The 21,249-nt window shown below is 74.8% G+C and carries 9 protein-coding genes and 1 pseudogene; 2 read left to right on the forward strand and 8 right to left on the reverse strand.

Annotated features, from left to right (window positions below):
• The first annotated feature begins 1 nt into the window (after nt 1).
• Together JT362_RS02190 and JT362_RS02195 are read left to right on the forward strand one after the other, a co-directional pair.
• A pseudogene (locus JT362_RS02190) lies at nt 2-824 on the forward strand (helix-turn-helix domain-containing protein).
• Nucleotides 825-889: 65 nt separating this feature from the next.
• Complete coding sequence (locus JT362_RS02195; protein WP_260189281.1) at nt 890-1,471, forward strand: dihydrofolate reductase family protein; 582 nt, start codon at nt 890-892, stop codon at nt 1,469-1,471.
• A 28-nt stretch (nt 1,472-1,499) separates the two neighbouring features.
• Here JT362_RS02195 and JT362_RS02200 read toward each other — a convergent pair whose 3' ends face one another.
• The 8 genes from JT362_RS02200 to JT362_RS02235 are packed head-to-tail and all read right to left on the reverse strand — an operon-like array spanning nt 1,500 to nt 21,240.
• Nucleotides 1,500-2,423 carry a TauD/TfdA family dioxygenase gene (locus JT362_RS02200; RefSeq protein ID WP_260189282.1) on the reverse strand — a complete coding sequence of 308 codons (924 nt, stop codon included), beginning with the start codon at nt 2,421-2,423 and terminating at the stop codon, nt 1,500-1,502.
• The gene (locus JT362_RS02205) at nt 2,420-3,715 is read right to left on the reverse strand and encodes an MFS transporter (RefSeq protein WP_260189283.1); all 1,296 of its coding nucleotides are present in this window, start codon (nt 3,713-3,715) and stop codon (nt 2,420-2,422) included. The genes JT362_RS02200 and JT362_RS02205 overlap by 4 nt, the downstream gene beginning before the upstream one ends.
• The gene (locus tag JT362_RS02210) at nt 3,705-8,285 is read right to left on the reverse strand and encodes a non-ribosomal peptide synthetase (RefSeq protein ID WP_260189284.1); all 4,581 of its coding nucleotides are present in this window, start codon (nt 8,283-8,285) and stop codon (nt 3,705-3,707) included. Before JT362_RS02210 ends, JT362_RS02205 begins: the two co-directional genes overlap by 11 nt.
• Nucleotide 8,286: 1 nt before the next feature.
• Complete coding sequence (locus JT362_RS02215) at nt 8,287-8,484, reverse strand: MbtH family protein (protein ID WP_260189285.1); 198 nt, start codon at nt 8,482-8,484, stop codon at nt 8,287-8,289.
• 12 nt (nt 8,485-8,496) lie between these two features.
• The gene (locus tag JT362_RS02220; RefSeq protein ID WP_260189286.1) at nt 8,497-13,821 is read right to left on the reverse strand and encodes a type I polyketide synthase; all 5,325 of its coding nucleotides are present in this window, start codon (nt 13,819-13,821) and stop codon (nt 8,497-8,499) included.
• Nucleotides 13,818-17,264, reverse strand: a complete 3,447-nt coding sequence (locus JT362_RS02225) for a non-ribosomal peptide synthetase (protein WP_260189287.1) — start codon at nt 17,262-17,264, stop codon at nt 13,818-13,820. The genes JT362_RS02220 and JT362_RS02225 overlap by 4 nt, the downstream gene beginning before the upstream one ends.
• Complete coding sequence (locus JT362_RS02230; RefSeq protein ID WP_260189288.1) at nt 17,261-19,549, reverse strand: lantibiotic dehydratase; 2,289 nt, start codon at nt 19,547-19,549, stop codon at nt 17,261-17,263. The genes JT362_RS02225 and JT362_RS02230 overlap by 4 nt, the downstream gene beginning before the upstream one ends.
• A complete protein-coding gene (locus JT362_RS02235; RefSeq protein WP_260189289.1) occupies nt 19,546-21,240 on the reverse strand; it encodes a beta-ketoacyl synthase N-terminal-like domain-containing protein in 1,695 nt (564 codons plus the stop codon). The genes JT362_RS02230 and JT362_RS02235 overlap by 4 nt, the downstream gene beginning before the upstream one ends.
• Nucleotides 21,241-21,249 lie beyond the last annotated feature (9 nt).

Consider the following 21,249-nt stretch of genomic DNA (forward strand, 5'->3'; position numbering starts at 1 on the left):
AGTGCCGCGACCGCCGCTGGACGGGCTGATCGACGACCTCTACTACCTGGAGGGTGCGCGGCCCTACGCCCGGCTCATGCTGCCGCCGACACCGTCGGCGTTGCTCATCGTCAACCTCGGGGCGCCGTTCCGCATCCGCGGCGGCACCGACGTCGAGGCGGCCGAGTACGCCGACGGCTGCGTGGTCAGCACGCCCACCCGCGCGTTCGAGTTCGGCTACCCACTCCGGACCCGGTCCGTCGGCGTGCACTTCAAGCCGTGGGGGCTGGCGCCGTTCCTGCCGATGCCCGCGGCCGAGCTGTGTGACCGGCCGGTGGACGGTGGAGCAGGTTTGGGGCCGGCCCGCCATCGCCGAGCTGCGAGACCGGCTGGCCACGGCGCCCGGACCGCACGAGATGCTGACGGTGCTCGAGGACGAGCTGATGCGACGACTGTGCGAGACCGCCGGCCTGGGGCTGGTCCGCCATACGAGCGGCGTCATCGCGGCGGCCAGGGGGGCGGTGGCGATCGGCGACCTGAGCGCGGCGGCCGGTGTCAGCAGCACTCATCTGGCAGGGCGGTTCAAGGAGCTCATCGGCGTCACGCCGAAGCGGCTGGCCCGCACCTACCGCTTCGCCGCCACCGTGTTCGCGATCAACCTCGCCGGACCGATCGACTGGGGCGACCTCGCCGGTGGCGCGGGCTACTTCGACCAGGCCCACTTCGGCCACGAGTTCCGGGCGTTCACCGGGCTCACGCCGACCCGGTACGTCGAAGTCCGGCGGCGCTTCCTGCGCGAACATCCCGGTCACGCGCTGGACAGCTGGCCACTCCCAGCCGATTGATTTCTTACAAGAGCGACAGCTCACGAGACGCTAATTTGGGGCACCCCAAAGCAAAGGAGCGCATCGTGGGCAAGGTTGTCATGTACAGCTCGGTGTCGGTGGACGGCTTCGTCGCGGACGAGAACGACCAGCCCGGACCGCTGTTCGACTGGTTGTCCAGCGGTGACGTCCCGTTGGACGAGAGCGGCGAGCTGAAGGTGTCGCAGACGTCCTACGACCACACCCGGTCGTACTGGGACCAGATCGGAGCGACGCTCGTCGGCCGCCACGTCTTCGACATCACGAACGGTTGGGGCGGGAAGCCTCCGGGCGGGATCGACCACGTGGTCGTCGTGACGCACCGGCCGAAGCCCGAGGACTGGGACCCCGAGGCGCCGTTCCACTTCGTCGACGGCGTCGAGGCAGCCCTGGCCAAGGCGCAGGAGCTTGCGGATGACCGCATCGTCGAGGTCGCCGCCGGCGACGTCGGTGGCCAGGTGCTCGCCGCGGGGCTGGTCGACGAGGTGCGCATGGACGTCGTACCCGTCTTGTTCGGGTCCGGCAAGCGCTACTTCGGATCGGTCCACGCGCAGCACCTGTTGGAGGATCCTGACGTGGTGATACGGGGCAACCGCGTGCTTCACCTGCGCTATCGGGTGCGCCGTTGACCGAAGGACGGCCGACGCCAAGCCTGTCTCACGTCATGGAGACCAGGACCCTGCGGGAGCCGGTGAAGGGCTGGCGGCCGTGCAGGGCGAGCATGTTCTCCACGATCATCACGTCGCCTCGGTGCCACGGGTGGGCCAACTCGTGGCGCTTCGCCGCGGCGCGTACGGCGTCGAGGTCCGACGCCGGGATCGGGGAGCCGTCGCCGTAGGTGGCGGAGTGCGGAAGGTCGGCCTCGTCGTCGTAGAGGTCGAGGAGGGCCTCGCGTTCGGCCGGGGGCAGGTTGGTCGGGTGCCACTGGTCGGCCTGGTTGAACCAGACCGTCTCGCCGGTGGTGGGGGCGGTGCGGACGGCGGGGCGGGTCGACGCGGTGCGGAGGCCGCCGTCGTCGGTCCAGGAGAACTCGAGGCCCGCTTCGGTGAGGAAGGACTCGACCTCGGAACGGTCCTCGGTCTCGAAGGTCTGCTGCCAGGACTTGCCGAGGCCGAAGCCGCCGTGGAGGTGTTGGCGGTACGTCACGCCTCGGGTCACGAACCGGTCGCGTACCTCCGGGTCCAACGCGCCCAGCAGGGCTCGGCCGTCGCACACCGGGGTGGCGCCGCCGGTCGCCGGTTCCAGCAGGCAGGAGAAGAACAGGCGACGGGGCCATTCGCCGGCGTAGGACAGTTCGTTGTGGAGGGAGATCTCGTACTCGGGCGGGTACTCCGTGGACGTGAAGACGCCGTCGGCCACTTTGGACCGTGGCGTGTTGCCGCCTCGGTAGCTGGTGAGCGGGTCGCCGAAGTGGGCCACCACCTCGTGGAAGCGTTCGGGGGTCTCCACGCCCAGGCCGCGCAGGAGGACCACGCCGGTGTCGGCCAGGACCTTGTCCACCTGGTCCCGCAGCTCCGACACGGGGCCGGCCACGTCGAAGGCCACCATGGTGGTGTCGCCGGCGGTGATGCGCTCGTTCATGCTTTCCTCGTCTCCGGCGCCCATGCGGCCGCCTCCTCTTCGCTCGGCAGCTCCCTGATCCCGGGGATCACCGAGGTCGCGTACACCAGCACCGGCGCCAGGGCACCGATCGACGCCGCCCACAGGACCGGTTCCACGCCGAACACGTCGGCCAGCACCCCACCGAGCAGCGCGCCGACCGGGACCATCGCCAGCGACATCGCGCGCAGGCTCGCCACCACCCGGCCCTGCATGTCGTCGGGGGTCAGGACCTGGCGCAGGGTCGTCTGGATCACCGTGCCGATCTGGGAGAACATGCCGTAACCGAACTGGGACGCGGCCAGCAGGAGGATGATCAACCACTGGGCGTCGACGAAGCCGGAGAGGGGGACCAGCAGCAGCACCGCCGTCGCGGCGCCGACGCCCCAGACCACGGCGCGGCCCAGTCCGAGCCGTTTCATCACGGCGATCGACATCCAGGAACCGACCATCGCGCCAGGACCGGCGGCGGCGAAGATCGCGGCCACCCAACCGGCCGGCACGCTCAGGTCGCGCACCAGGTACAGCACGTACAACGCCTGCAGCGCGCTGTAGAAGAACCAGAACACCGCGGTGGCGGTGGTGATCGTGCGCAGCACCGGGTGGCGCAGGACCCAGCTCAGACCGGCGCCGATGGCCTTGAACGCGTTCGGGCGGTCCTGCGGGCCGGGCGGCGCCTCGTCCGGCCTGCGGATGAACCACAGGAGCACGGCGGACGCCACGTACGTGAGCGTGCTCGCCACCAGCACCATCGCGGAGGCGACGGCGTTGACCGCCAGACCCGCGATGCCGGGGCCGGCGAACTGGGCCGTGGAGCGGCTCAGTTCGAGCTTCTGGTTGCCCTCGGCGACGAACTCGCGGCCGACCAGCGCGGGCAGGTACGCGTGGTACGCGGTCTCGAACATCACGCCGAGCACGCCGATCACGAAGATGACCACCCACAGCACCTGGATGGTCAGCCAGTCCGCCAGGTACAGCACCGGGATCAGGCCGAGCAGCGCGAACCGGCCGAGGTCGGTCCAGATCATGGCCTGGCGGCGGCGCACCCGGTCGGCCCAGACGCCGGCGAACAGGAACAGCAGGAACGGCAGCTGGGACAGCGACGACAGGACGCCCATCTCGGTCGCGGACGCGTCGAGCAGGATCACCGCGACCAGCGGCAGCACCGTGCGCACGATCTGCGCGCCGAACATGGCGAGGGTCTGGCCCGCCCACAGCTTCACGAAGTCCGCGTGTTTCCACAGGGTCGGGGGCGGTTGGGTGTCAGTCGTCATCGGCCGGCCCCTTCCCGAGCTGGGCCAGCGGGGCGTCCGGGTCGGCGACGGCGGCGGCGAGCAGTGCGGTGTACTCGTCGGTCATGCCGCGCACCGTGGACTCGTCGAACAGCTCGGGGCGGTACTCGGCGACGCCGGTCAGGCCGTCCGGGCGGCGCCACAGGTAGAGGAACAGGTCGAACTTGGCCGCCGGCTGGCCGAGCGGCTCGAAGTCCATCCGCACGCCGCCGAGGTCCACCGGCAGCGCGCGGCGGTCGTCGGCGAGCATGAACATGGTCTGTACCAACGGAGTGACACTCGGGTCGCGGGCCACGCCGAGTTCCTCGACCAGTGCCTCGAACGGCACGTCGGCGTTGGTGTACGCCTCGATCGTGCGCTGCCGCACCCGGCGCACCAGCTCCCGGACGGTCGGGCCCCCGTCGGTGTCGACGCGCAGGACCAGGGTGTTGACGAAGAAGCCGATCAGCGGCTCGAGCTCGGGGCGCGGGCGGGTGATCATCGGTACGCCGATCGCCAGGTCTGCCTGGCCGGTGCGGCGGCGCAGCAGTTCGGCGTAGCAGGCGACGGTCACCATGAACAGGGTGGCGCCCTCGGCGCCGCCCAGTGCCCGCAGGCCGTCGGCGACCTCGGGGGGCACGGCGAACCGCAGGTGCGCGCCGGTGGCGTCGAGTCGGGGCGGGCGGGGGCGGTCGGTGGGCAGCGCGAGCCGGTCGGGCAGGCCGGTGAGGCGGTCGCGCCAGTACGGGAGTTGGGTGTCGGCGAGCTGTGTGACCGAGGATCGCTGCCAGGCGGCGAAGTCGGCGTAGCGCACCGGCAGCTCGGGCAGGCTCGGGGTGCGGCCGTCGCGCAGTGCCGGGTACAGCTCGGCCAGTTCGGCGGACAGCACCTCGACCGAGGGGCCGTCGAACACGGCGTGGTGGACGGTGAGCAGCAGCTGGTGCGACTCGGGGGCGAGCCGGACCAGCAGCATCCGCAGCGGCAGCTCCGTGGTCAGCTGGAACGGGCGGGCGGCGCGCTCGTCGAACAGGCGCTCGCGTTCCGCGTCGTCGCGGCCGGTGAGGTCGACGAACTCCAGGGGCAGGTCGGGGTCGTCGTCGACGGCGCGGACCAGGCCGTCCGGGGTGACGGCGAACCGGGTGCGCAGCACCTCGTGCCGGCGGATGATCGTGTGCAGGGCGCGTTCCAGGACGTCCGGGTCGAGCGGGCCGGTGAGCCGGCGGAGGAACTGGACGTTGTGCAGCGGGACGCCGGGGTTGAGCTGGTCGAGGAACCACAGCCGCTGCTCGCCGTAGGACGCGGGCGCGGGGTCGGGCGCCGGCTCGATCGGCGGGAGGTCCCCGGTGCGCAGGCGGCCGGCGACGGCGGCGGCGAGCGCGGCGACGGTCGGCTGCTCGAACACCACCGGCAGCGGGAGCGCGACGCCGAACGTCTTGCGGATCCTGGTCATCAGCTGGATCGCGAGCAGCGAGTGCCCGCCGATGGCCATGAAGTCGTCGGTGCGGCCGACTGTGTCGCGGCGGAGCAGGGTGCGGAACAGGCCGGCGACGACCTCCTCCAACTCGCCGACGGGGGCGTCGTGGTCTGGTTCCGGCTGAGGTGGTGCGGGTTCGGGGAGGCGGGCGCGGTCGAGCTTGCCGTGCGGGGTGAGCGGCAACGCGTCGAGCACCACGATGCCCGCCGGCAGCATGTGCTCGGGCAGGGTGGCGGCGGCGTGCTCGCGCACGGTGGCCGGATCCAGGCGGCGGCCGGCGGCGGGCACCAGGTACGCGGTCAGCTCGACAGAGCCGGCGCCGATGGCGGCACCAGTCACGGTGGCGGCGGCGGCGCCAGTCACGGCGGTGGCGGTGGCGGTCACGGCGGCGGTCGCGGCGGCGGTCGCGGCGGTGGCGACGGTGGTGGTGGCGGTCACGGCGCTGGCGACCACAGCGCAGTCGGCCACGTCCGGGTGGGCCGCCAGGACGGCGCGGACCTCCCCCGGTTCGACCCGGAAGCCGCGGATCTTCACCTGGTCGTCGGCGCGGCCGAGGAACTCGATCGATCCGTCGGCGAGGCGCCGTACCCGGTCGCCGGTGCGGTAGAGCCGGGCGCCGGGACGGCCGAACGGGTCGGGCACGAACCGGTCGGCGGTGAGGCCGGGGCGGCCGAGATAGCCGCGGGCGACCGTGTCGCCGCCGACGCACAGCTCGCCGATCACCCCGTCGGGCACCGGCTGGCCGTGCGCGTCCAGCACGTGTGCGCTGGCGTGGGTCAGCGGCCAGCCGATCGGGGTGACCTGGCCGAGCGGGCGCGGTTCACGCTCGGCGGGCAGTGCGAGCACGCCGACCGTCGTCTCGGTGGGGCCGTAGTGGTTGACCACCGCGCCCCGCGCGCGCAGGTCGCGCACGAGGTCGACGCGGGAGCCCTCACCGCCGAGCAGGAGCGCCCGCGCCGGCCGGAGCGCGGCCGGGTCGGGAAGGGCGTCGAGCAGCGCGGTCAGGTGTGACGGGGTGAGCTTGAGGTACTCGATCCCGTCCCGGGCCAGGTGGTCGGCCAGCCAGGCGGCGTCGGTGGCGTGTTCGCGGGCGACGACGTGCAGGGTGCCGGCGGCGGCGAGCGCGCCGAAGAACGCGGTGAGGCCGAAGTCGTAGGTGAGCGGCTGCGTGAGTGTCCACACCGGACGTTCCGGGTGGCCGAGCAGGTCGGCGAGACCGTCGAGGTAGGCGGTCAGGTTGCGGTGGGTGACCCCGACGGCCTTGGGGCGGCCGGTCGAGCCGGAGGTGTGGATCAGGTACGCGAGGGTGTCGGGCAGTACCGGCACACCAGGACCCGTCGCGGCTTCGGTTCCGTCCGGAACCAGCACGGGCAAACCGGAGACCCGGTCGGCGTGCGGCGCGGCGGCGACCACGGTGACGGCACCGGTGTCGGCGAGCAGCGCGTGCAGCCGCTCGGTGGGGTGCTCGGGGTCCAGTGGCAGGTAGGGCGCGCCCGAGGTGAGCACGCCGAGCACGCCGACGGCGAGGTCGGCGGTGTTGTCCAGCAGCAGTCCCACCGGGCGCTCCGATCCCGCACCAGCGGCGGCGAGCCGGTGCGCCAGGGCGTTCGCCCGGCCGAGCAGCTCGCGGTAGGTGAGGCGGACTCCGGTCGAGTCGGCGACGGCGAGGGTGTCGGCCGGCGTGATGCGGTCGAGGACGGTGTCACCGGCCGGCTCGTGCACGGTGGTGGGGGCGGCGGCCGCGCGCAGCCGGGAGTCCTCGCCGGGCAGCAGGAGCGGGAGCCGGTGCAGCGGGGTGTCCGGGGCGGCGACGGCGGCACGCAGCAGACCGGTGAACCGCTCGGTCAGCGCGCGGGCGGTGGCCTCGTCGAACAGATCGGTGGCGTACTCCAGGCGGCCGTTGAGCACGCCGTCGGGGGCGCCGGCGAGGTCGAGGATCAGGTCGACCTTCGCGGTGCCGTTGCCGGTCTGGCCGGCGGCGATCGTGGGGATCAGGTTCAGCACGACCTGGTACAGCGGCGCGCGGCTGGCGTCGCGGTTCGGGGCCAGCACCTCCACCAGCCGGTCGAACGGCAGCTCGGCGTGCCGCAGCGCGGAGCGCACGGTGTCGGTGGTCCTGGACACCAGCTCGCGGAACGTCGGCTCGCCGGCGCAGTCGGTGCGCAGTACGAGCTGGTTGACGAACATGCCGAGCAGCGGCGCCACCTCGTCCGGCTCCCGGCCGGCGACCGGGCAGCCGACGACCACGTCGGTCTGGCCGGACAGGCGGTGCAGCACGGTGACGAACGCGGCGAGCAGCACGGCGTAGTCGGTGGTGGCGGCCGAGCGGGCGAAGCGGGTGACCGCGTGGTGGTCCTCGGCGGGCACGGTGAACCACAGGTCGGCGCCGCGGTGGCTGGCGCGCGGCGGGCGCGGCCGGTCGGTCGGCAGCCCGATCTCCGGCGGCAGGCCGGCGAGGCGGTCGCGCCAGTAGTCCAGGTCGCCGTCGAGTTCGCCGGAGTCGAGGCGGCCGCGTTGCCAGGCGGCGAAGTCGGCGTACTGGATGGGCAGTTCCGGCAGCCGGGGCGCGCGGTCCTCGGACGCGGCGCGGTACAGCTCGGTCAGCTCCGCCACCAGGTTCGACACCGACTGGGCGTCGAACATCGCGTGGTGCACGACGAACCCGAACACCCACCGCCCGCCGGGCCAGTGCACGACCCGGCCCCGCCACAGGGGTGCGCGGCCGAGGTCGAACGGGCGGGCGCCGTCCTCGGCGAGCAGCCGGTCCAGGTGCTCCCGGACCTCGGCCTCGGGCAGGTGCGCGTGGTCGGTCTCGGCCAGCTCGAACGTGACCCGGTCGTGCACCAGCTGGCACACGGCGCCGTCGCGGGCGGCGAGCGCCGAGCGCAGCGTCTCGTGCCGGTCGACCAGCCGGCGCAGCACCAGGTCGAACCGGTCCGGGTCGTGGCTGCCGGGCATCGCGACCGGGAACACGATGTTGTACACCGCGACGTCGGGCACCAGCTCGGTGGCGAACCACAGGCGCTCCTGCGCGAACGACGCCGGCAGTTCCTCGGGTGCCGCTGGCTCGAGTGGTGCCTCGGTGGGTTGGGCGGTCATCTCAGCCCTGCTCCCCCGCCATGGCTTCGCGGAGGCTGCGCGGGCGCATGTCGGTCCACACCTCGTCGACGTGCGCGACGCAGTCCTCGCGGGTACCGGTGAAGCCGGTGGTGTGCCAGCCGGCCGGGCAGGGGCGGTCGGCCGGCCAGATCGAGTACTGCTCCTCGTCGTTGACCACCACGGCGAACTCGTTCGACATTCGTTCCTCCACTCAGGACTTCGCGCGCCGGGCCAGCTTGGGGATGGTGCTCCCCTGATCGTCGGACTCCTTGGCACGTAACTGTTCGACGCGCGCGGCGAGACCGGCGACGGTGGGTTGTTCGAAGAGGCTGCGCATCGGCAGCCGGACCCCGACCGCCTTGCGCAGCTGGGCGATCAGCTGCACGGCGACCAGCGAGTTGCCGCCGAGGTCGAAGAAGTCGTCGTCGACCTCGACGCGCTCCACGCCGAGCATCCGCGACCAGACGCCGGCGATCGTGGCCTCCAGCTCGGTGGCCGCAGGGGCCGACTCGACCGGCTCGGCCGGCGCCTCGTCGGCGATGGATTCCGTTGTGGTGCTGCGAATGCGCGCCATCAGGTCGTCGACGGTCTCGGTGTTGACGACGACCTGCGGGCCGAGGTCGGCGGCCAGCACGCGGCGGAACGCCTCGGCGCCGTCGGCCGGGCGGATCCCGCGCTCGTCGGCTGGCGCGGCCTCGGTCGTCTCCGGCGCGGCGGTGACGCCGGCGGACACGGCGCCGGTGTCGACCCGGCGCAGCACGAAGTCGGCGACCGACACCAGCTCGGTGCCGTGCTCGTCACACAGCGACAGGTCGGCGGTGAGCACCCCGGTCTCGCCCGCGTCGCCGGTGTACCGGAGGTGGCTGACGAATCGCGCGGGCAGCCGGCCGTGCACGGTGACCCGGCCGTAGCTGAGCGGCAGGTACGAGCCCTCGCCCCGGCTGCCGAACGAAGTGGCCACGTCCAGCAGCGCCGGGTGCAGCACCCAGCGGTCCAGGTCGGCGAGCGCGGCCTCGGGTGCGCGCACCTCGGCGAGTTCCTCGTCCGGGCCGACCCTGGTCTCACCGAGCGCCGCCCAGCGGGGGCCGAAGGTGAGCATGCTGGTGCGCCCGCCGGACCGGAACGCGTTGTCGCCGCCGACCGGGGTGAGCCGGCCGCGGATCGCGTCCAGGTCGACCCGGGCCGGCGCGGCGGCCGGGACCCAGCGTCCGGTGCCGCGCACGTGCTCGCGGCGCACCCCGTCCCGCCTGCTGGTCACGGTGAACTGCGCGTCCGACACCTCGACGCGGTACTCGGCGACCGCACCGTCCGGCACGGACAACGGCTCCAGGAACGCCACGTCGGACAGCTCGATCACCGCGTCCCCGTCTGGCGCGGGCAGGCACGCGGCGAGGGCGACGCGGGCGCAGTCCAGGTGGCCGGTGCCGGGAACGACGCCGACACCGGCGATGCGGTGCTCGTCGAGCAGCCACAGGGTCTCCGGGTCGATGGTGCCCCAACAGGACCGTGCGCCTCGGTGGCGCAGCACCGGGTGGTCGAGGGTGCCGAGCGCGACCAGGTCGGGTTCGGCCGGCCCGCCGGTCTCGACCGCCATGCCGACCTCCAGCCAGCCACCCCAGTCCAGCGACACGACCCGGCCGTTCCAGCCGTGACCGGCGCGGGCATGAGCGTCGAGGAACGCGTTGGCGGCGCAGTAGTCGACCTGGCCGAAGCCACCGGCGACACCGGTGACCGAGGAGCACAGCGCGACGAAGTCCAGTGGCAGGTCGCCGAACGCCTGCCGCAGCGCGAGCGTGCCGGCGAGCTTGGGCGCGAGCACACCGGCCGCGACCGACCGTTCCTTGATCTCGGCCATGCCGCCGCCGGGGACGCCGGCCGCGTGCACGATGCCGTCCAGGCCGCCCAGCTCGCCGACCACCCGGTCACGGACCGCCCGCAGCGCGTCGGGGTTCGTGACGTCGGCGGCCTCGACGAGCACCGTCGCGCCGGCCGCCTCCATCCGCCGGATCGCCGTGATCGCCCGCCCGGACCGGCTGGTCGGGCCGTGCGCGGCGAGGTGGCGGTCCCACTCGGACCGGTCCGGGAGCCCGGACCGGGACAGCAGCACGAGCCTGGCCCGGTGCCGGGCCGCGAGGTCCTCGGCGAGCGAGATCCCGACGCCGCCGAGCCCGCCGGTGACCAGGTACCGGCCGCCGTCGCGGATCCCGCCGTCCCGGTCGGCGTCGAGGGTGACCGGCTGGTACTCGACGCTCCACCGGCGTCCGCCGCGCAGCGCGACGGTGTCGTCGCCGGCGCACAGCTCGGCGGCCACCTGGGCGGCGGTGGCGTGGCCGGCCGGGGCGTCGACGCGGCGCACGGTCAGCCACGGCAGCTCCAGCGGCAGCACCCGCGCGATCCCGTCGAGGGTTGCCTGCTCGGGGTGGGTGAGGTCGCCGCCGAGGACGTCCTCGGTGCCGGCGGAGAGCACGTCCAGCCGCACCGGCGCGGGGGTGTCCCGGCCGGCGAGGGCCTGGGCGAGCGCGAGCAGGGCGAAGAACCCGGTGTCCTGCGCGCGCCAGGCCGCGTCGAGGTCGGCCGCCGGGTCGGCGTCGAGCGCGGCGGCGTGCACGATCCGCGCCGGCACGCCCTCGGCGACCAGGGCCTCGCCGGACTCCCGGTCGGCGAGCCGGGCCGCCGGGACCTCGGTCACGGCACCGCCCAGGGTCCGCAGCGCGTCGGCGAGTTCGGTGCCGCGTGGGCCGTCGGCGACCACCAGCCACTCCCCCGTGGCGACCGCGGGGCCGGGCAGCGGGGCGAGCTGGCGCCACGCCGGCACGGCGAACCACTCGTCCAGCGGCAGCGGCCCGCGCCGAGGAGCCGGGGTAGCGACCACCGAGGTACCGAACGGGTCGGGCTCCACCCAGTAGCGGACGCGCTGGTACGGGTAGGTGGGCAGCGGGACGCGGCGGCCGGGCGGGCCGGGCAGGTCCAGCTCGACGCCGCCGACCCAGAGCTGGCCTGCGCCTGCGTAGAGGGTGGCGACGTCGCCGGCCCGCTCGCTGCCGCCGGGCAGGGAGTGCACCACGAGGCCGTCCTTCGGCAGCTGCTTGCGGGCGAGGCCGGCGAGCTGGCGGCCCGGCCCGCACTCGACCAGCGCCCAGGTGCCGTTCGCGAGCAGGGTGGTCACGCAGTCGCCGAACCGGACCGGGCGGCGCAGGTGCTCGGCCCAGTACGCGGGGTCGGTGGCCTGCTCGTCGGTGATCCAGTCGCCGGTCACGTTGGACAGGAACCGGATACCCGGCGCCCGGCGCGGCACCGCGGCGACCGCGGCGGCGAACTCGTCCAGGACCGGGTCCATCATCGCCGAGTGGAAGGCGTGCGAGGTGCGCAGCCGCCGCCCGGAGATTCCGCGCGCGGACAGGGCGTCGGCGACCTCGGCGATCCCCTCGGCCGGCCCGGCGACCACGCAGGTGCCCGGGGCGTTGACGGTGGCGACGGTGACGCCGGTGCCGGCCAGCAGCGGCTCGACCGCGGTCTCGTCGAGCTGCACGGCCAGCATCTCGCCCGGCGGCATCGACCCCATCAGCCGGCCGCGGGTGGCGACCAGCCGCAGCGCGTCCGGCAGCGTGAACACCCCGGCGATCGTGGCGGCGACGTACTCGCCGACCGAGTGCCCGATCATCGCCGCCGGCTCGACGCCCCGGTCGCGCCACAGCGCGGCGAGCGCGTACTCCAGGGTGAACAGCGCCGGCTGCGCGACCTCGGTCTGCCGCAGCCGCTCGTCGGCCACCTCCCACTCCTCGTCCGGGGCGAACATCAGCGGGCGCGGGTCCAGGTCGGGGCCGAGCAGTTCGGCGCACTCGTCGACGGCGGCGCGGAACACCGGCTCCGTCCGGTACAGCTCGGCGCCCATCCCGGCGTACTGGGAACCCTGCCCGGAGAACAGCAGCGCCACCTCCGGCGGCACGTCGCCGATCCGGCCGGAGCGCAGTCGCCGGTCGCGCAGCGCGTCGGCCGCCGCCTCCGGGTCACGGGCCACCACCATCGCGCGGTGCGGGTGCGCGGTGCGGCCGACCCGCAGGGTGTGCGCCACGTCCGCGAGGTCGGCGTCCGGGTTGCCCTCCAGGTGCCCGGCCAGCCGCTCGCAGGCGGCGGTGAGCGCGTCGGTGTCGTGCGCGGACACCGCGAGCAGGTGCGCGGGGTGGGTGTCGGCGGGGCGGACGCGCGGCTCCGGTGCCTCCTGCAGTACCAGGTGCGCGTTGGTGCCGCCGATGCCGAACGAGCTGACCCCGGCCCGGCGTGGTGTGCCGTCGGTCTGCCACTTCGACAGGGCGGTGGCGATGTGGAACGGGCTGTTCGCCAGGTCGATCGCCGGGTTCGGGGTGTCGAAGTTGATCGTCGGCGGGATCAGCCGGTGCTCCAGCGCCAGCACCGCCTTGATCAGCCCGACCACGCCGGCGGCCTGGCTGAGGTGCCCGAGGTTCGACTTCACCGACCCGAGCCCGCACCACTGCCGGTCGGTGACGCCGTGGCCGTAGGCGGCGGACAGCGCGGTGACCTCGATCGGGTCGCCGAGCGCGGTGCCGGTGCCGTGCGCCTCGACGTAGCCGACGGTGCGCGGGTCGACGCCGGCGACCGCGAGGGCCTGGGCGACGCACTCGATCTGGCCCTCGACGCTGGGCGCGGAGAACGCCACCTTGTCCGAGCCGTCGTTGTTGATCGCGTTGCCGAGGATCAGGCCGTGCACGGTGTCGCCGTCGGCGACCGCGTCGGACAGCCGCTTGAGGACCACGACACCGGCGCCGCTGCCCCACAGGGTGCCGTCGGCACGCGCGTCGAACGGCCGGCAGTGCCCGTCCGGCGAGGTGTAGCCCTCCAGGCCCTGGTAGCCGCGCCCGTGCGGCAGCTCGACGCACACGCCGCCGCCCAGCGCCACGTCGCACTCGGCGTTGCGCAGCGACTCGACCGCCAGGTGCACCGCGACCAGCGAGGTGGAGCAGGCGGTGTGCACGGTGAGGCTGGGGCCGCGCAGGTTCAGCTTGTACGAGACCAGGGTGGCCACGTAGTCCGGCGAGTTGGAGCTGGAGATGCCGAGGTTGCCCGCGGCGGCGTCCCACAGCGCGGCGTTGCGGGCCAGGTTCGTCCACTGGTAGTGGTCGGCGCCGGTGCCCGCGTACACGCCGACCGAGCCGGTGTGCGTGGTCGGGTCGTAGCCGGCGTGTTCGAGGGCGGTGTGCGCCACCTCGAGGAACAGCCGGTGCTGCGGGTTGGTCAGCTCCGCCTCGCGGGCGGTCATGCCGAACAGGCCCGCGTCGAAGTACTCCATCCGGTCCACGACCGGCGCGGCCGACACCCAGCTGGGGTCGTCCATCTCGTCCTCGGTGACGCCGAGCGCGAGCTGTTCCTCCTTGCTGTAGAAGGTGATCGACTCGACGCCGTCGACGAGGTTGTGCCAGAACTGGTCGAGGTCGTTCGCGCCGGGCACGCGGGCGGCCATGCCGACGATCGCGATCGGCTCCACCCCGTCCGCGCCGGTGTCGGTTCCCTCGTGGTTCATGCCTGGATCTCCTGTTCGGCGGCGTGGGTTCCGGTGTGCGTACCGGTGCGGGCGGTGCGGCGGCGGGCGCGGTCACGGCGGGCGGCGGCGCGCTGGGTCGCCCTGGCGAGCTGGGCGTCCCCGCCGCCGGTGTCGCCGTCGAGGTGGGCGGCCAGGCCGCGGACGTTCGGGAAGTGGAAGAGGTCGACGACGCTGACCGTGCGGCCGAGGCGTTCGGCGACGAGGGCCTGGACTGTCACCATCATCAGCGAGTGCCCGCCGACGTCGAAGAAGTTGTCCAGCGGGCCGACCGAGCCGACGCCGATCACCTCGCACCAGATCGCGGCGACCGCGTGCTCGGTCGGCGTGGCCAGCCGCGCGGTGCGGTTCGCCTGCGCGACCGGGACCGGGACCCGCACCAGCTCCGGGTCGGGAGCGCCGCGCCAGCGGTCGGCGGGGCAGTCGGCGGCGACGGCGTCGGCCGGGGCGTTCCGCTCGGCGGCGAGCGCGCCGAGCAGTCGCAGGTAGTCGGCGAGCAGCGCGTCGATCCTGGCCGCGTCGAACAGGTCGGGGTTGTACACCACGTCGAGGCAGAACCGGCCGTCGCGTTCCAGCAGATAGACGGTGAGGTCGAACGGGGAGCCGGGAACGGGCACCGGAACCGGCTCGGCCGCCACGTCCGGGAGGCGGAGCCGGGGCTCGGCGAAGTTGAACACGTTGAACAGCACCTGCACCAGCGCCGACCGGGACGGGTCGCGCGGCACCCCGGCGTCGCGCACGATCCGCTCCAGCGGCGCCGCGGGGTGCGCGGTGACGTCGAGGAACTCGTCCCGGCAGGCCAGGACGCCCTCGGCGAACGCGAGGTGCCCGTCGGTGCGCAGCCGCACCGGCACGATGTCGACGAAGAAGCCGACGAGGTCGGCGAACGCCGGCTCGGCGCGGTCGGCGACGACCACACCGACGACGTTGTCGCCCCGGCCGGTGAGCCGGCGCAGCACCTCACCGAACCCGGCGAGCAGCACCAGCGACGGGGTGGCACCGAGGTCGGCGGCCAGCGCGCGGACCGCGGCGTCCAGGTCGGCGGGGAACGGCGCGCTCGCGGTCCGGCCGGCGTAGGTCTGCACGGGCGGGCGGGGCCGGTCCCGTGGCAGGTCGACGGAGGTGGGCGCACCGGCCAGGTGGTCGCGCCACCACGCCCGGTCGGCCTCGCCGTCACGGGCGTCGCGGCTGTCGCGCCAGACCGCGTAGTCGGCGTACCCGGTCGGGAGCGCGGGCAGGGGCTTGCCGGTGTACGCGGCCGCGAGGTCGTCGTACAGGACGGACTGGGACCAGCCGTCGGCGACCGCGTGGTGCAGCACGAGCCCGAGCACGTGGTCGTCGGGGCCGAGCCGGTACAGCACCGCGCGCCACACCGGCCCGGTGGCGAGGTCGATCGGGCGGCCGGCGTCGGCACCGAGCCGCGCGGCCAGGTCGTGCTCGGCGACGTCGACCACCGACAGCGGCACCTCGCCGGGCGGGACCACGTGCGCCACCGGGGTGCCCCGGTCGTCGCGGACGCGCCAGCGCAGCACCTCGTGCCGTTCGGCGACCGTGGTGAGCGCGTGGCGCAGCGCGGCGACGTCGAGCGGTCCGCGCAGCCGCTCGGCGAACGCGATGTTGTAGGCGGCGCTGTCCGGGGCGAGCCGGTCCAGGAACCACATCCGCCGCTGGGACGGCGACAGCGTGGGCGGGCTGCCGGTGGGCAGGTCGGGGCCGGGCAGCGGGGCGGCCCGCTCGACCCGTTCGGCCAGGCCGGCGAGCGTGCGGCCGTCGAACACGTCGACCGCGCGCACGTCGCGGCGCAGCTCGTCGCGAATGGCGGCGACCAGGCGCATGACCGCGATCGAGTGCCCGCCGGCGACGAAGAAGTCGGCGTCCGGGCCGGGCGGTGGGCCGCCGAGCACGCGTTGCCATACCCCGGCCAGGTCCCGCCCGGCCGGCGCGGCGTCGGGCTCGGCGTCGGCCGGCGCGGCGAGCTCGCGCAGGCCGGCGCGGTCGATCTTGCCGGTGGCCTGGTTGACCGGCAGCGCGTCGGAGCGGAACACCCTGGCCGGCACCATCGCGGGGGTGAGCCGGGCGGCGCACCAGTCGCGCACGGCTTCGTCGGTGAGGTCGTCCGGCACGTGACCGGCGACGAACGCGACCACCTCCGGTCCGGCCGCCGCCGGCACGACCTCGACCACCGCCTGGTCGACGTCCGGGTGCTCGCGCAGCACCGCCTCGATCTCGCCGAGCTCCACCCGCTGGCCGCGGATCTTGACCTGACCGTCGCGCCGGCCGAGGAACCCGATCCGCCCGTCCGGGAGCAGCCGGCAGACGTCGCCGGTGCGGTACAACCGGGCGCCGGGCTCGCCGGAGAACGGGTCGGGCACGAACCGGTCCGCGGTCAGCCCCGGCCGGTCCAGGTAGCCGAGCGCGACCCCGGGCCCGCCGATCAGCAGCTCACCCGGCTCCCCCGGCGGCACCGGGTCGAGGTTCTCGTCGACGACGTGCGCGTGGTGCCCGGGCGTGGGGCGGCCGAGCGGCAGCGGGTCGGTCCACCGGCCGGTCAGCTCGTCGACCACCACGAACGTGGTCGTCTCGGTGGGGCCGTAGACGTGCCGGAACGTGCGGCCCGACGGGACGGTCCAGGGCTCGACGAGCCCGGGTTCGACGAGGTCGCCGCCGACGATCACGGTGTGCCAGTGCGGCAGCCGGGCGGGGTCGAGCACGCGCAGCACGGCCGGGGTGACGATGCCGATGTCCACCCGGTGCTCGGTGACGAACCGCTCCAGCAGCGCCGGGTCGGCCCGGTCGGTGTCGCCGACCAGCGCCACGGTGCCGCCGACCGAGAGCGGCGCGTACACGTCGAAGGTGAACGCGTCGAAGGACGGCGAGGAGAAGCAGAGCACGGTGCTGCCGGCTTGCGCCCCCATCGCCGGTGCGGTGCCGGTGACGAACGCGACCGCGTTGCGGTGGGTGGTGAGCACGCCCTTCGGCCTGCCGGTGGAGCCGGACGTGTAGATCAGGTGCGCCAGGTCGTCCCCGCCGGCCCGCCCGCCGACCGGTTCGGCGACGCGCTCCGGCACGGTCAGCTCCGGTACCCCGAGGTCGAGGGACGCACCACTGGTGATCACGGCGACCAGGGCGGCGTCGTCGGCGATGGTGGCGAGGCGGCGGCGCGGGTAGGTCGGGTCGAGCGGCACGTACGCGGCGCCGGAGAGCAGCACGCCGAGCAGCGCGACCAACAGTTCGGGGCTCCGGTCGTGGCACACGCCGACGGTGGTGCCGCGGCCGGCGCCGGCCGCGCGCAGGTCCTCGGCGAGCGCGGCGGCCCGGCCGGTCAGCTCCCGGTAGGTGAGGCCGCGGTCCCACTGGACGACGGCGACGGCGTCGGGGGTACGGCGTGCCTGGGCCAGCACCAGGTCGGCAAGACCGGGGTTCATGGTGCCTCCACCGAGTCGAGGAGCTGGAGCCGCAGCTCGCTGGAGTAGCGGCGGCCGTCGGCGTCGGTCAGCCAGTGCTCGTCCGCGTCGGGCAGCACCTCGGAGACGGTGACCGCGTCGGCCCGCCCGGCGTTCAGCGCGGAACGGACCATGGCGCACAGCGAGCCGGCGAACACCGGGCTGGTCAGGTCCACGTAGACCGGTTTGGTCTCGGTGGCGAGCTTGACGAACACCCGGTCGGGCAGGCCGAGCGCACGCCGCCACCGCCGCACCGCGAGGTAGCGGCCGCGGTCGCCGCTCGCGGTGCCGAGGCCGGTCTCAGCGAGCGTGGTCCGCCAGGTCTCGCGGGCGACGACGAGCCGGTCGACGGTGATCCGCGGGGTGTGCGCGGCGGCGCCGACGAGCTTGAAGCCGTCGACCGCGTGCATGGCCAGCAGCGCGGAGAACATCTCGACCAGCGGCCAGGTCCTCCCGTCGGGGCCGACGGCGACCAGCTGCCCGTCCGCGCGCTGGACGGTGACCGAGGTCGCCGGGAGCAGCCGGTCGGGGTCGGCGCCGGGGGCGGCGGTGAAGCCGAGCTGGTGGTCGGTGCGGCCGTCCAGGGTGTGCGCGACGCGGCCGGAGTACCTGGGCCAGCTGGTCGGGTACAGCGGGCGGACCCGGTGCTCGCCGAGGTCGGCGGCGAGCGCGTCCCGCAGCCGGTCGGGGTCGGGGTGCCAGCGGGTGAACACCGCGCAGTCGAACGTCGGCCAGGCGGCGTGCAGTTCGCCGAGCACCACGAGGTAGTCGCCGCGTTCGACCGCTTCCGGGCCGGCGGCGCAGAGCTGCAGGTCCGGGCTGTGCAAGCGCCCCGCGGACCAGCCGGGCCGGTCGGCGGGGAACGCGGCCTCGGCGGCGACGGTCAGCTCGGCGGCGGTGCGGTGCACCGGTCCGGACGTGTGCTCGTCCAGGCCGAACAGGGTGGCCCAGCGGCGGACGAACTCGGCGGCGACCGCGTCCACCGGCCGCTCCCCCGCGCCGAACAGCGCGCCCTGGGCGAGGAACCACAGGTCGGCGAACGACACCTCCCCGGCACCGTCGGCGGCCAGCTCGTCGTACAGGTCGGCGAGTGCGGTGCCGTAGGCGGCGGCCAGCTCGGCGGTGAGCCAGCGGGCGGCGCGCAGCAGCGGCGCGAGCGGCGCGGCCAGGTCGGCGAGGAACCGGCCACCGAACACCACCGACACGTCCCGGCGGGCCTCCAGGTAGCAGACACCGCGGCCGGCATAGGTCTGGCCGGCGCGCCGGTGCGGGTCGGTGCCGGTCAGCGCGGTGAACTCGGCGCCGACGTGCGCGAGCGCGGCGGTGGTCCGGTCGGCGTCGCCCGCCGCGTCGGCGACGGCGTCGCGGGCGGCGGTGAGCCGGTCGAGGCCGGCGAGCGCGCGGGCCCGCGCGTCGTCGTCGCCGACGGTGTCGAGCAGCGCGCGCAGGGCGGCGTCCGCGCGCGGGTGCTGGGGCGGTTCGGCGGCCCACACCAGCAGGCCGCGCTCGACCAGCCGGTCGACCAGCAGCCACCCGTCGTCCTCGGCGCGCAGGTGCCCGGCCGCGGTGAGCGCGGCGACCACGTCGCGGGCGGGTGCTGGGCCGGCGGTCAGCGCGGCGACCTCGGCCGGGGTCACGGTCACCGGCGGGTGCGCGGGCCGCAGCACGCGGCGGCCGTCGGCGTCGACGGTGAGGTGCGGGGCGAGGGCGACCGGCAGCCAGCCGCGCACCTCGGGGTCGGCGACGAGGACGCGCGCGTACTCGGCCAGCGTCCAGTGCTCCAGCTCGACGGTCCGCTCGGCGATCACCTCGGGGCCGGGGGTGACGGTGAGCGCCGGCGCGGCCGGGTCGACGGTGGCCCAGGCGGCGGGGCCGAAGAAGCCGACGGTCTCGTTCTTGGCGCTGTACCGCTGCCAGTAGCGGGCCACCACCTGTTCGCGTTCCCGCTGCTTCTTCCGTTTCCTGGTGCCGCGCAGCAGCCCGTCGAGCGCCTCGCGGACCGTGGGGCTCTGCCAGCTGACCGCCTCCCGGAACACCGGGTCGGCCGAGATCCGTCGGCACGCGGCCGACCCGGACTCCAGTGCCAGCTCCAGTTCCTTGCCGAACACGTCCTCGTCCCCGGTGCCGGCGAGCAGGGCGTCGGCGGCGGCGGCGCAGTTCGGCGCGGTGAACGGCGCGAGCCCGTCGGCGGGGAAGCCGGTGCTGCGCAGCACGGCGTCCCGCCACACCGACCAGCCGGTGTCGCCCAGCGGCACGAGATGAGTCACGAGCCCACCTCGATCCAGTGCCGCACGGGTCGCAGCGGGTGGTGCGGCAGCGGCACCACGCGGGCGCCGGCCGGGTCCACGAACAGGTCCACGTCCGCGCCGCCGACCCACGCGGCGGCCGGCCCGTCCACCGGGGGCGGGTCACCGGCGGCGACCCGCCGGAGCCCGGCGACCGCGGTCGCGTGGTCGGTGCACGGCACGATCGCCCGGTGCGGCTCGGCGGCGCGGCCGGTGGCGAGGGTGCGGGCCACGTCGTCGAGCCGGGGTGGGCCGTCGGCGTCGTGGTCGTCGGTGTCGAGGTGGTCGGCCAGGCGGTCCGCCAGGTCGCGCAGGGCGTCGGGGGTTCTGGCCGACACGGCGAGCAGGAACGGGCCGGTCGCGGGTGGACGCGGGGCGGGGGCGGGGGCCTCCTCGACGATCACGTGCGCGTTGGTGCCGCCGAGCCCGAACGAACTGACCCCGGCACGCCTCGGCCGGGCGTCCGATGGCCAGTCGACGGTCTTGACCGGGACGAAGAACGGGGTGGCCGGCAGGTTCAGGTCCGGGTTGGGCTCCTGGTGGTGCGGGGTCGCCGGCACCACGCCGGCACGGACGGCGAGTACCGCCTTCACCAGCCCGGCGGCGCCGGCGGCGGCGTCGAGGTTGCCGAGGTTGGCCTTGACCGAGCCGAGCGCGCAGGCCTCGGTGCGGGTGTCCCCGGCGGCGCGGTACGCCCTGGTCAGCGCGGCGACCTCGAGCGCGTCGCCGACGGGGGTGCCGCTGCCGTGCGCCTCGACCATGCCGATCGAGGCCGGGTCGATCCGCGCACCGGCCAGCGCCTCGGTGACCACGCCGGCCTGTCCGGCGAGGCCGGGCGCGGCGAACCCGGCGCGGTCGGCGCCGTCGTTGTTCACCGCCCAGCCGCGCAGCACCGCGTGCACCCGGTCGCCGTGCTCCAGCGCGTCCTCGAGCCGGGCGAGGACGAACACCGCGACGCCGTTGCCGAACCCGCTGCCCTGCCCGGCGGCGTCGAAGGCACGGCACCGGCCGTCCGGTGACACCAGGCCGCCCTCGGTGTGCCGGAACCGCGGCTCGGTGACGCTCACGCCGCCGGCCAGCGCGAGGTCGCAGCGGAAGTCCAGCAGGCTCTGCGCCGCCGTGCACACCGCGACAAGCGAACTCGAGCACGCGGTCTGCACCGCCACCGCCGGCCCGGTCAGCCCGAGCCGGTAGGCGACCTGGGTGGGCAGGTAGTCCGGGGACCAGCGGGTCGCGAGGCGCGCCTCCCAGTCGGCGGCCGGGTCCTGTTCGAGCAGCCGGAACAGGAAGTACCGGTTGGGCGACGCGCCGGCGAACACCCCGACCGCGCGTTCGTCACGGGCCGGGTCGACCCCGGCGTCCTGCAGCGCCACCCAGGACTGCTCCAGGAACAGCCGCTGCTGCGGGTCCATCGCTGCGGCCTCGTCGTCGGGCACGCCGAAGAACCGGGCGTCGAAGTCGGCGACGCCGTCGAGCCTGCCGTGCCCGCGCACCAGTGCCGGGTCGGCGATCAGCTCCGGCCGCAGACCGAGCGCGCGCAGCTCGTCGTCGGTGTGGTCGTGCACCGCGTCCACGCCGTCACGCAGCGCGCGCCACAGCTCCGGCACGTCCGCCGCGCCGGGGAACCGCCCGGCCAGGCCGACGACGGCGATCTCGTCCCCCGTGTACTCCACCCGCTCCCC

The organism is Actinophytocola gossypii (assembly GCF_025165815.1).
Classification (GTDB): domain Bacteria; phylum Actinomycetota; class Actinomycetes; order Mycobacteriales; family Pseudonocardiaceae; genus Actinophytocola; species Actinophytocola gossypii.